This is a genomic window from Candidatus Thorarchaeota archaeon, from assembly GCA_013388835.1.
Lineage (GTDB): Archaea > Asgardarchaeota > Thorarchaeia > Thorarchaeales > Thorarchaeaceae > JACAEL01.
In genome coordinates this window covers 1-9708 of sequence record JACAEL010000059.1, presented here as the reverse complement: position 1 = coordinate 9708, position 9708 = coordinate 1, and the positions used below count along the sequence as shown (strand labels likewise).

Here is a 9708-nt window from a genome sequence, read left to right as displayed (position 1 = left end):
GTGACACGCTCATACCTTCAAGACGTCGACTCGGTGGTCGTTCAGTTCAACCGACCCGTACTCATGGGGCATTCCATGGGGGGTTCTCTCACTCTTCTCTACGCGCTGGAGAAGGGGGAGCGTCTTAGGGGCATCGTCTTGGTCAGCACCGGGGCGCGCTTGAGGGTCAACCCGCTGATATTCGACCTGCTGTCGAGCAATCCCGAAGCCTATGTGGAAGCGCTCGCAGAATACATGTTCGCCAAGGGTGCGTCTTCGAAACTCATAGAGGCGTCACAGGCTGAGGTCAGAAAGTGCCGTCCCGATGTCATCATGAGAGACTTCACAGTCTGTAACGAGTTTGATGTGATGAGCAGGCTGAATGAGATATCCTTGCCAACACTCATAGTAGTGGGCGAGGAGGACCTGATGACCCCAGTCAAGTATGCGAAGTACATGCATGACAGGATCAAAGGCTCTGAGCTGCGGATAGTCAGCGGTGCAGGTCACAGTGTGATGCTTGAGCGTCCAACCGAGTTCAATGAGATCGTGGGTTCTTGGCTATCCAGAGTCACGGAGACCTAGGATATGAGTCGGTGCATTCTTCTCCGAGCCTGGACCACCTCAACAAGGCGACTTCGATCAAAGTACACTTCGTTTCGGGATATCTTTCCGTCGCGAATCTCGACTATATCAACGCCGGTCTCTTCGATGGTCTCAATCTCGGGGATGTGTATCTGACACCTCCACTTCACTATCATGCCCTTCTCTATGGGAAAGACTTCGAGAGGCACCCACGTCCAGTCGCGATAGACATCTAGGAGGCGGACGAAGTAGGACCGGATCTCATCCTTTCCTCTCAGTCCATTACGGTTCGCAGGGTCAACGTAGAGAGCATCATCAGTATAGAAGCTCAACAGGAATTCGGGGTCATTGCCAGTCCATGCATCCAGCCAGTCTTTGGCAAATCTGAACAGGTCCTTGTATCTGCTTGCCAATATCTCCACCGCATGGTATTGTTGGTGAGTTCGCCACTAACACGCGTGGTCGTTTGACCCCGCACCCGAGCTGAACGACATAAACCTATCTCCCGGCACGACTGACAGAAGACTCGTACTGCGGCATCGAGAAACAACCCACACGACCCACGCGACAGACTAATGCAGGGGACATGAGGAGTCGTGTCGAACAGTATTGCTGAGCTTCCTCTGACAATTGCTCTGAGGCGCAGACAGGCCACCGCATCGGTTCTGGCGGCCCAGCATCAGTATCTGCGAGGTAAGAGATACCATCCTGCGCAACGAACACAGAACGGACCAGCATTCACACGTAATCCCGAATCCTTAAGTTCGGCGGCGCATATCAAGAGCAACCGCATGTCTTAGTGGAAGATGATTGGCATGAGAAAGAAGATAGTCAGACTCGTCCTGTCGCTTGGTGGCACGGTAGCGATCATCGTGCTGATGACAACTCCGATAAGTCTTCTAGGTGGTGGACTGGGAGTGCTTCAACCCATCGGAGGCATCTTCGACTACGGTCGGATTGTCAACCAGCCCCTCAATCAGACAATCAGACTACAGGGTCTGACGTCCTCCGTGGAGGTCGTGTTCGATAGACATGGCATACCTCACATCTACGCCAGTACATCGCAAGACGCGTTCATGGCACTTGGATACCTCCATGCCAAGGAGCGACTGTTCCAGATGTTCGTGCAGAACATGTATGCATCAGGCAGGCTGAGTGAGATGACGGGGCCCAGCGCTGCCAGTCTGGCCTCTGACAAGTACTACCGGACCATAGGACTCGCACGTTCTGCTCAAGAAACCCTTGACTGGTATGTCGAGCGGAGTGCAACTGACCCTGATGTGGCGTACGCACTGAACATCATTGACGCCGAGGTCAGAGGCGTGAATCTGTACATTGACAGCATGACGACTGCAGACATTCCTATCGAGTTCAAGCTCCTTGGTATCACCCCACCACACTGGACGCGCCACGATGTCTTCCTGTGGACGAAGGCAATGACGTGGGGTCTGTCTGGAGGCATCTACGACCTCCTGCGTCAATGGGTCAGGACCACGCTGGACAACGACACGATGTATGCCGAACTCTATCCTGACGTCATGCCATACAATGTGCCAATCATCCCAGAGCAGACCAATCTGAGCATCATCGAGTACCCCAACGCTCCAGGCGGATATACTCCAGCTGCCGTGCCCACCGCCCTGCAGTCAACGCTGCCCGAGGCGGCAATACCCAGCGACAAACTGACCGGCCTGCTTGACATGATAAGCATGGTGCCCAACCTGCTTGGAGACCTTGAGACCGTCGGCTCGAACAACTGGGTTGTGAGCGGTTCGAGGACGTCCACAGGTCTGCCCCTTCTGGCGAACGACCCGCACCTGTCGCTACAAGCACCGTCTCTGTGGTACGAGGCCCACATTGTCGTGCCTGGCGAGCTGGAGGTCAGCGGTGTGACCCTACCCGGGACGCCGGGTGTCCTTCTGGGGCACACTGCCACAGCAGCATGGGGTTTCACAAACGTGGGTGCAGATGTGCTGGACCTCTTTGTCGAACAGCTGAACCCGAGCAATTCGAGCGAGTACTTGTACAACGGCCAGTACAGAGCGTTTGATGTGATTGACGAGCCCATCGTGGTCAGAGGAGCAGGTGTCGTACCCTTCAGAGTGCTCTCATCGGTTCACGGCCCTCTCATAGACTCAGTCGAGTACACCTATGGCGGTCCTGCCTATGTGGCGATGAACTGGACCGGTAGTGGAGTCACTCACGAGGTTCTGGCGTTGGCAAAACTCAACCGGGTGGAGAACCTCCAAGACTACTTCGACGCGCTGTACTACTGGGACAGCCCACCTCAGAACATTGTGTTTGCCGATCATGATGGCAACATCGCCATCACCGTTGCCGGCAGGTTTCCCGTGAGAGCTGGCTATACGGGTGCGTATCCAGTCACAGCGACCAACGACTCAGTGGGCATGGTGGGAAGCATCCCGTATGCATACAACCCACGGTCGGTCAACCCCTCTCAAGGGTACCTACAGTCTGCGAACCAGAGACCGATATCGCCCTCATCATATGGTTACGCACTACTGGGGCCCTTCGACGACGGCTACAGGGGCAGAAGGATCAACAGTCTTCTGGCCAGTGACGCCAGCGTGACGGTCGATGATATGAAGCGGTTCCAGGCAGACTCGCTGGAACTCAGGGCAGCGGAGATTGTCCCGTTCGTGGTCGCCGCATGGGACGCACACGGTGACGGAAATGAGAGCGTGCAGAATACCGTGGACTGGCTACGTGACTGGGACTACGTGATGAACCCAGACAAGATAGCCCCGACCTTCTGGATGTATCTTCGTAGTGCTCTCGTGTCAGAGGTGTTCGACGAGGTCTTTGCAAAGGACCCGGGTCTTCCCGCACCGCGCTCTCCAATACTGGAGCGGGTACTGAAAGAGAACACCAGTTACTACATCGACGATCACAGCACGACCGACAGGGTCGAGTCCCTGAGTGACATTGTCATTAGAGCCCTGCATCGCGCGCTTGATGACACGACACTTGGAACCGGAACATCGGACACCACTCAGTGGGCATATGGTCTATACCACAGGGTGTACCTGTACCATGTCGCACTGGGACGAGCGGTCTACATAGGTGGAGGACCATGCCGGGGCCAGAACACTCTCAATGCAGCAAACGGATGGACGGTCAGGAGCGGTCCGTCCTGGAGAATGGTCGCAGACCTCAGCGATATCGGCGCCTCATACGGCGTTTATCCGGGTGGGCAGAGCGGCAACATGTTCAGTCCACACTGGGACGACCTGTTCAACCTCTGGTATGCGTACAATGAGGCCACCGGGCAGTATGGATACCATCAGATGTACTTCTACTCGACTCCCGATGCCTTCAGAACAGCAGACTCTGCGCATGTGATGATAGAGAGGACGGCCATATTCATACCCTGAGGTGATGACACTGTGAAGAAGATAGATGACACAATCCCCAGCATGAAGCTGATTCCAACGACCATCGTAGTGACAGTGATTGGAGCGGTACTGGAGCTGAGCGGCGTCTGGCTGACCATGGTGATTGCCGGAGGGCTCGCGGGTCTCTTCCTCAGAGACCACAGACGTGCGTTTGCGGCGGGACTGTTTGGAATTGCTATCGCATGGAGCGCACTCTTCGCCTACTTGGTAGTCACGGCGGATGCACTTCGTGTCGGCAGTCTCTTTGCCAGTCTGTTGGGCCTCTCAGGACTCGGCTGGCTGCCAATCATGATAAGCGTCATGCTGGGAGCTCTGCTCGGAGGGTTTGGTGCTTTGCTTGTCAGATCGCTCGTCGAGCTAATAGACGGACTCTCAGTCGCTTATCCAGGACATCAGGCACAGCCGCCTTCCGGGTAGACCACCCGACAGTCTGCGAATCCAATACCAGTCGGAGGCACCCCGTGAACTGGCCTGTCACACGTATTCCCGGAGGAGGGACACGCATCCAAGTGCTGCCGCTATGGTCCTAGGTCTCTCACGCTGTCACAGGCGTGACACTCAGAATATGCTTATTATCAGTGGGGAGAGTCCATTTCAAGAGCCATGAAGAGAGTCCTGTGTACTTCCACGCGCGAGCACGCACGTCATTCCGACAGAACCATTGGCGTTGACAGTATGCCCGTGATTGGGAGTGAATCTGAAGGCAATGCCGCCGCCGATAGAGTGCAGCAGACCCATGCCACGAGAGAAGCAGGAGGTTGTGACTGAGATGACTGAGTTCTCTTGCAGGATGTGTGGTGCATCTGTGACCTTCAGTCTGGATGATCCCAACAGTTATGAGCAGAAGTCAGAGTCCGGCAATCCTCTAATTGGACATCTCTTCACAGTCAGAGTCGCGCATGAGACCCCGAGCAATGCTGTTCACGTCAATGTTGTAGTGGTGGACGAACGAGGGGAGTACAGGGCACACAAGGACTGCTATGAAGAGAAGTCGGGGCCATCAGCTGCTGCTCGCAGGTCTGACACTGTACTGGCACAGTTGCCCATGGAAATACGGTCCTACCTGTCCTTAGCATCTCAAGAAGACCTGAAGGTGATGAATGCCGTCGAGCAGCAGAGTACTGCTACACCGGTCGATACACTTGCAGCGTTGGACCAGCTCAGACGTGCAAACCCGAATAGCAGACTGCTCGAGTTTCTCTGGGCGAAGTGGGCCTTCATCACTGGAAGGATGGACCTCCTGTCGTCATTTCATGTGTCTCGTGAGTCATGGGTCTACCCGCTCATACTGAGAGTTCGGGCGAGGTCGTCTGACAGAAGCGTGCTGGAAGATGCCAAGACACTCGACATGTCAAAGGAAGATGAGCTGATACAGTTCGAGGTGATCATGGCCAAGGCAGAGGTCTTTACAAGACTGGCCGCCTTCGAGTTGCTTGAGGACATGTATCAATCATCGGTCAATAGATACAAGTCGCATCCATCCATTGCAGCGAAGACAGCACTACTTGTGGCTCAGTCATACTACGGTTTCGGTCTGTTGAGGCAGGGCAAGATGACTGCCAGCCGTGATATGATAGAGCCCGCCTTCACGTTCGCGCAGATAGTGGGGAACCGTGAGATGCTCACGCTGATAGGTAACATGTACTCCAGCGTGTTGAGAAAACTGGGAGACCTGAGGCAAGCCCTGCTTGTCCTTGAGGTGGGACTCGACGCTGCGAAGAGCCTACAGGAAGAACGAGCCAAGGTCATCTTTGCCATAAACATGGCCATCATCCTGACCGTTCAGGGCAAGTTTGAGGAGGCGCTAGCCCTGCAGCAGGAGGCCTACGCAAACCCGGTCACACAATCCGAGTTCTACTTGAAGGTGACCTTACAGAACAACATCTCAGAGTCATTGCTGGAGCTTAGGAGGTACGAAGACGCCAGGCGCATGGCTCAAGAAGCACTAGCGCAGGAGGGTGTTGCGACGGACTTGAGAGTCTCACTGCTGACAATCCTCAAGGCCGTTGCAGGAAATACTCAATCAAGGACGTTGTTGAAATGGCTAAGACAGAACGTCCCTGGTGGGCAGTTCATGGCCACACCTCAAGGGAAACTCTTCATCCAAGACTTGGATGCAATCCAACTTGAGCTGGACCGAAACTGGGAGGCACTCGCTCTCAACCTTGAGAATCAGCTGAAGATCACGACGGAACACAAGATGTCAGAGAATGCAAAGGACCTTGAGTTGAGAGCAGCAGAGGCCTACTTCTCGCTGTACACGAACACCCGACGTCCGGAGCACCTCTCCGCAGTCTACAGGCATCTTGACCTCGTTCGAACTCTGGCTCTTGAGGCAGACTACTATCCAGAGATGTGCCGTCTGTCAATCATGAAGGGAATGATTGCTCTGCACAGTGGGGTACGGGACAGGGCCAAAGCACACTTTGAAGAAGCGCTGCGGCTGGCGGAAGAATACAACTTTGAGGCCCTTCAGGAGCAAGCGAGGGAACAGCTTGAAACTCTTCGCAGTCAGGCCGGCCCGCGCGAGTCAGAATCGACAATCCGGTCAATGTTCCGAAGGTTCGCATCAAGGAGGTCTCAAGAGAGGACTGTTGTGCCGCCGGCCACCGTGCTAGCCATGTGGCTGTCCGACTCGAGACACTCCTTCGAGCATCTCTTCACTGACCCGTCGATTGCCTCAGATACTCATGGTGCATACATACAGGGCGTTGCAGACACATGGCGCATGATGCGAGCAGAAGACGAAACCGAGTCATTCACGGGGAAGACTGGTAGTGTTGTCGTGGAGCGAAGCGAAGGCTTCCTGGCAATCGCACTCTGCAACAGACCCGGATATCTTGTGCAGAAGTCACTGCAAGCACTGCTTTCCAAGCTGGAGGCATTCTCACTCAAGTCAGTCCCCGAAGAGACCTCGGCCCATGCACTATCACTGGTCCTCTCTGAGTTCCCATCGCTCAAAGAACGGACCCGCACATGACGACAATGGCGATACCTCACGGACAAGCACGCATCTCAATTGTTGTCGAACGTGTGCCTTTTTATGCGTGACAGGTGCGACTGTGACAGCTGGAGCAGACCAATGTGTCAGGAACCCCGGTCCGATACTATGTGTACCTCACAGTGACGATGATACTCTGGGGTTGTTCGTGGGTTGCCAAGGACATAGCTGTGGAAGTGGCACCACCCTTCTCCATTGGGTTCCTCAGGATGTCCGTCGCCTCAGCACTCTTCCTCGCCTACATGTCAGCCACTGGCAGTATGCCGCACGACAGGTACAAGCGTTCCGACCTCCGAATCCTTGCGGTCATGGCCGCGGTCGGAGTTCTGGGCTTTGAGATCGCCGAACTTGTGGGCGTGAGACTGAGCACTGCAGCACAAGGGGCAATCCTAGATGGGTCTATCCCGTTCATGATGAGTCTCACAGCCTATGTGATGCTGAGGGAGCGATTGGACCATGCGTGGAAGTACGCGGGGTTTGTGATTGCCTTCATTGGGGTCATCTTCGTCATTGGGGTACAGTCTCTGCTCGACTTCAACCTCGACTATTTCGTAGGCAACTTGATACTCCTATTGGGGACTGTTCTGTGGGCCGTCTATTCGACGCTGGGCAAGGTGGCGATGAAGCGGATGCCGCCACTCGAGATGACCGCCGGGGGAATCGTCATCGGAACGCTCATGCTCTCTGTCGGCGCTATGGCAGAATCCTTCTGGGCCCTGCCCGGACTGATGGACCCCATCCTGTGGCTGGCAGTCCTCTACTTGGGAGGAGTCAGTGCATTTGCCTGCTTCCTCCTCTACTTCAAGAGCATTGACAAGGTCGGACCGACACGGGCAGGCATCTTCGTGAGTATCACTCCAGTGTCGGGTACGCTTGTTTCCGCACTGATACAGCAGGAACCAATATACTGGACCTTCTTCGTGGGGCTCATGCTCGTAGTGATTGGTGTGACAGTCGTGAACTTCCCTCGCCGTGCAGAGCAGGAAAAGCCGGCATCTCATTTGTGACCATCAGCTGCGATGAACACGAATGTCAACTCGCCAGAGTCAAGACCGGACTTGTCGACATGGGCGCCGTACCTCTCCAAGAGCAGGCTGGACATGTAGACATCAAGATTCACAGTGGACAAGCCTTGGTGTGACTGCGCCTCCAGCGTTTCTGTGAATCGCCTCACAATCTCGGGAGTTCCGGTCAGAAAGCTGACACGCACCCTATCCCCACGTCGCTCAATCCGCACGCCCAGCGGCTTGGACGGGTCTTCCGAGTTCTTCAAGCAGAGGTACAGCACGGTAGCCACTAACAAGGATAGGTTCGAGTCCGCAAGGACACTGACGTCATCTCCGGTGACGTCACATGCGTACTGGTCAACAGAGAGCATACTGGAGACAGTACTACAGGCATTAGCAATAGCGCCGCGGGGGTCTGTTGCCTCGAGGGGGAGCCGAGCAGCCGACTTGACTTGAGCCAACCATGCAACATGCCTGTTGATGAGAGCTGCCTCTGCACTGAGTTCGGCAGCAGCCAGCTCCGAGTCTGACGGGTTCGAACCAGTCCTTCTGGCCTCCGCCGCCAGCTCGAGATGAAGCATTACCCCCTGGATCAGATTGCCAACCTTGTGTGCCCACGACAGCAGATAGAACTCAGACTCTCGATTGGACTTCTCAAGGTCCACTGTGCGGCTCTGAATCTCTCGCTCCATTGCACTGAAGGGTTCGAGTATAGCATGTACCATCATTGTGATCGCGACGAGCCCCATTCCACACGCGAGGTCGCAGAACCAGAGGACCTCCGCCACCTGAAATGGATTCCACAGCACAACGAGGACAAGTGCTGCAGATGTCCACATCCCGGTTGCGAGGGCGAAACACAGAGACAGCCAGTCGCGTGTTCGAAGGTAGTTGATGGAGTACGAGAGGACTGAGGCCACGGCTGTCGAGACTATCACGACCACGACAACCCAGCCTATCGCCGTGAGACCAGCAAGGCCGCCTGAGGGACCAATCACAATGAAAAGGGGCGAGGGACTCAACACGCACGCAAGCGCAGTCAGAGGAATCAGCACGCCACCGTAGAGGAGGTATGCGGTCTTGACCCGCGGTGTTGCAACCTTCTCTGCAGAAAGGGAGGCTGCAAGAGGCAGAGGCATCAGACTCAGACCCAAAACCACAACGACATTCATGTTGCGGTTTCGGTCAGCAAGAACAGGTAACCAGTCTTCGAATACTGGATGAGTAACGGAATAGAGCAGAGCGAGCAAGGCCATGTTAGATGCAATGCACAGCACCATAATACTCCGAACAGTCCTCAGTTGTCCATAGTAGACCACGGCGAAAGTGAACACATTCCCTGACAGCAGCACTACAATTGGAGTCACCACTTCAATGCACAAGTGGAAGTGGCTCGGGGTGAGGACGTGCCAAGCGTAACCAGAGAACACAAGATAGAGGTTGACTGCAAGGAAGACAATGAAGACCACTACCATGAAGCTGTCTACCGCGGTAGGCTCTCGTCGAGTGTTCAATGCAACCTCAGCATCTGGAATCTCAGCCGCAGAAGCATAATAGCCTACCTCTTGCGGCCCAGTTCTCGGATTCGTGAGAGAGGCACCGCAAGTCGATGAGCACTCGTCGCTGGCGGCAGGCCCGGTATGCTCGATGAGGACAGGTTATATAAGAGGGATGCGCAATCGTGGGGCATACTGTCACGCGAGAGCGCGACAAGTAGGGT

7 protein-coding genes are annotated in these 9708 nt (G+C 55.1%); 5 read left to right on the top strand and 2 right to left on the bottom strand.

What is annotated here, in order from left to right; translation table 11 throughout:
* Positions 1–564 (top strand): alpha/beta hydrolase (locus tag HXY34_10210; protein NWF96500.1); only part of this gene is annotated, 564 nt, incomplete at its 5' end.
* Here the strand turns inward: HXY34_10210 and HXY34_10205 are convergent.
* Positions 561–980 carry a nuclear transport factor 2 family protein gene (locus HXY34_10205; protein NWF96499.1) on the bottom strand — a complete coding sequence of 140 codons (420 nt, stop codon included), beginning with the start codon at positions 978–980 and terminating at the stop codon, positions 561–563. The two genes, HXY34_10210 and HXY34_10205, sit on opposite strands and share 4 nt — an antisense overlap.
* 399 nt (positions 981–1379) lie before the next feature.
* Here HXY34_10205 and HXY34_10200 point away from each other — a divergent pair, with 399 nt between their 5' ends.
* The 4 genes from HXY34_10200 to HXY34_10185 all read left to right on the top strand — a co-directional run bounded on the left by HXY34_10200 (position 1380) and on the right by HXY34_10185 (position 7988).
* On the top strand, positions 1380–3959 hold the full coding sequence (locus tag HXY34_10200) for a penicillin acylase family protein (protein ID NWF96498.1): 2580 nt from the start codon (positions 1380–1382) through the stop codon (positions 3957–3959).
* A gap of 12 nt (positions 3960–3971) precedes the next feature.
* Positions 3972–4397 (top strand): hypothetical protein, encoded by a 426-nt coding sequence (locus HXY34_10195; GenBank protein NWF96497.1) that lies wholly within the window; start codon positions 3972–3974, stop codon positions 4395–4397.
* Between the two features lie 319 nt (positions 4398–4716).
* A complete protein-coding gene (locus HXY34_10190) occupies positions 4717–6960 on the top strand; it encodes a tetratricopeptide repeat protein (GenBank protein NWF96496.1) in 2244 nt (747 codons plus the stop codon).
* Between the two features lie 104 nt (positions 6961–7064).
* Positions 7065–7988 carry a DMT family transporter gene (locus HXY34_10185; protein ID NWF96495.1) on the top strand — a complete coding sequence of 308 codons (924 nt, stop codon included), beginning with the start codon at positions 7065–7067 and terminating at the stop codon, positions 7986–7988.
* Here HXY34_10185 and HXY34_10180 read toward each other — a convergent pair.
* Positions 7979–9502, bottom strand: coding sequence for a hypothetical protein (locus HXY34_10180; GenBank protein ID NWF96494.1), 1524 nt, complete (start codon positions 9500–9502; stop codon positions 7979–7981). The genes HXY34_10185 and HXY34_10180 overlap by 10 nt on opposite strands.
* Positions 9503–9708 lie beyond the last annotated feature (206 nt).